Origin of the sequence: Rubrimonas sp., assembly GCF_036788415.1 — a bacterium.
Taxonomy (GTDB): domain Bacteria; phylum Pseudomonadota; class Alphaproteobacteria; order Rhodobacterales; family Rhodobacteraceae; genus Rubrimonas.
In genome coordinates this window covers 1-2,715 of sequence record NZ_DAIQNN010000207.1, presented here as the reverse complement: position 1 = coordinate 2,715, position 2,715 = coordinate 1, and the positions used below count along the sequence as shown (strand labels likewise).

The 2,715-nt window shown below is 72.7% G+C and carries 1 pseudogene; it reads left to right on the top strand.

Annotated elements, in window-relative coordinates:
- Positions 1–2,715 (top strand): annotated as a pseudogene (locus V7Q31_RS18585) (beta strand repeat-containing protein); the annotation flags it as partial.

The following is a 2,715-nucleotide window of genomic DNA, read 5'->3' as shown; positions in this document are numbered from 1 at the left end:
GCGCCGGGCTCGGGCTCGGACGTCTGGACCCAGCGCTTCTCCGCCGACGGCAGCCGGGTGGACAGCCAGCAGCTGATCAACAGCGACGTCGCGGGCACGCAGAACTTCTCCAGCTCGGGCGGGGTCGGGCCCAACCTGGCCGCCCTGCAGAACGGCGCCTATGTCGCTGTTTGGGAGACCGCCAGCGTCGCCTCGGGCGACATCCGCCAGCAGATCATCGGCGATCCGGCCGACTTCACCGCCTCCGCCGCCCCGGTGATCGAGGGACTGCCGGGCGTGCGCGCGGTCGCCGAGGCCGACGCCAACGTCGGCGTGCTGCTCGCGCCGGTGGGCTCGGTGCGGGTGACGGACGCGGATTCGGCCGACTTCAACGGCGGGCGGCTCATTGTATCGCGTCTCATCGCGAGCCTCGACGCCGAGGATTACAACGCCCCCGACGACAACACCCAGGACGCGCTGACGCTCGCGCCGATCGTCACGCCCGAGGGCGCGGTGGCGCTGGCGGGCGGGCAGGTCAGCGTCGGCGGCGTCGTGGTGGGGACCTTGGTCTCCGACGGCGCGGCGGGCGCCGATCTCGAGATCGCGTTCAACGCGAACGCCACCGCGGCGCGGGTCGAGGCCGTGGTGCGCGCGCTCTCCTACGTCAACGCCTCCGACAACCCCCAGGCCTCGCGGACCTACGCGATCAGCCTCAGCGACGGCGACGGCTCGCTGCAGGAGCCGACCAGCGTCGAGATCCGCATCACGCAGTCGCCCGACGCGGGCGGGCCGGTCGCGGTGGGCGGCGAGGCGCGGGTCAACAGCTTCATCCCCGACGCCCAGAACGAACCCGAAGCGGCGGCGCTGGACGGCGGCGGCTGGGTGGTGGTCTGGACCTCGACCGGCCAGGACGGCGACGGAACGGGCGTCCGCGCCCAGCGCTACGCCGCGGACGGCGGCAAGGCCGGCCCCGAGATCGCGGTCAACAGCTTCACCGTCGGCGCCCAGCAGGACGCCGCAGTGGCGGGCCTTGTCGGCGGCGGCTTCGTCGTGGTGTGGGAGGGGGTCAACCGCGACAACCCCGGCGACAACGACTTCGGCATCCTCGCCCAGCGCTACAACGCCTCCGGCGCGCCGGTCGGGGCCGAGTTCGTGGTCAACACGACCATCGCCAACTCCCAGTTCGACCCGGCCGTGACCGGGCTGGCGAACGGCGGCTTCGCCGTCGCCTGGACCACCGACACCGGCGACGGCTCGAGCGACGGGATCGCCTACCAGCGCTACAGCGCGGCTGGAGCCCCCGTGGGCGGCGAGATCATCGTCAACGAGCAGACCTCCGGCAACCAGGGCCAGGCCGACCTCGCGCAGCTCTCGAACGGCAGGGTGGTCGTGGTCTGGACCTCGCCGACCAGCGGAACGGCGGGCGACGGCTCGTCCAACGGCGTGTTCGCGCGACTGATCAACGCCGACGGGAGCTTCGCGGGCGGCGAGTTCCGCATCAATCAGGAGACGACGAGCAACCAGGACGCCGCCAAGGTCGTCGCCACCCCCGGCGGCTTCGCGGTGGTGTGGGACGACGACAGCGGCCAGGACGGCAGCGGGACCGGCGTGGTCGGCCGGTTCTTCGACCTCGCGGGCGCGCCCCTCGGCGACGAGTTCGTGATCAACGAGAACCGCTTCAGCACGCAGGACTTCCCCGCCGTCGCCGCGCTCAGCGACGGCAGGCTGGCGGTGGCGTTCGAGACGTCGGACGCGCCGGGCGGCAGCTCCACCGACGTCTCGGTGCAGGTCTACGCCGCCGACGGCTCGCGGCTCGACGGCGAGACGCGGGTCAACGTGCAGATCTCGGGCCAGCAGTCCCAGCCGACCATCGCGGCGCTGCCGAACGGCAATTTCGTGGTGGCCTTCACCTCGACCACCTCGGGCGCGGCCGGCGACGGCTCCGGCGACGGCGTGTTCCAGCGCGTGTTCGGCGACCCGGCGGATTTCGCGGGCCTCGGCGTGGACGAGATCATCGGCCTGCCGCTGGCGGTGACGCTGGACGAGGCCGACGTCAACGCGGGCTTCACGGCGATCGACCCCGACCGGACCGTGGCCGTCCCGCCGCTGCAGGGCGGCTTCGCGACAGGCGGAACCTTCCGCGCGGCGGTGGACTTCACGCCCGCCACGCTCGGCCAGTTCACCGCGCCCGACGACGCCTCGCAGCACAGCCTCGGGCTGATCACGGGCCAGATCGGCGCCGGAAACGTGCAGGTCGCGTCGATGACCGTGGGCGCGCAGGTCTCGGTCAACGGCGTCGTCGTCGGCGCGATCGTCTCGAACGGCGCGAACGGCGCTCCCCTCGAGATCGCGCTCAACACGGCCGCGACCGAGGAGACGGTGGAGGCGCTGATCGGCGCGCTCGGCTACGCCAACGCCAGCGACGACCCCGAGACCCTGCGCGTCGTGATCGACGTGTCGAACGGCGCGGGCTTCAGCACCCGCACCGCCTTCATCGACATCGCGGTGACGCCGGAGCAGGACGGCCCGACGGCGGACGCCCCCGACCGCATCGTGAACAGCTTCACCCAGGGCGCGCAGAGCGCGCCGCAGATCGTGGAGCTCGCGGGCGGCGGCTGGGTGGTGGTCTGGCAGTCGGCCAACCAGGACAACCTGAACGTCGAGGGCTCGACAGGCGTCTTCGCGCAGCTCTACGCCGCCGACGGCGCGCCGGTCGGCCGCGAGATCGCGGTGAAC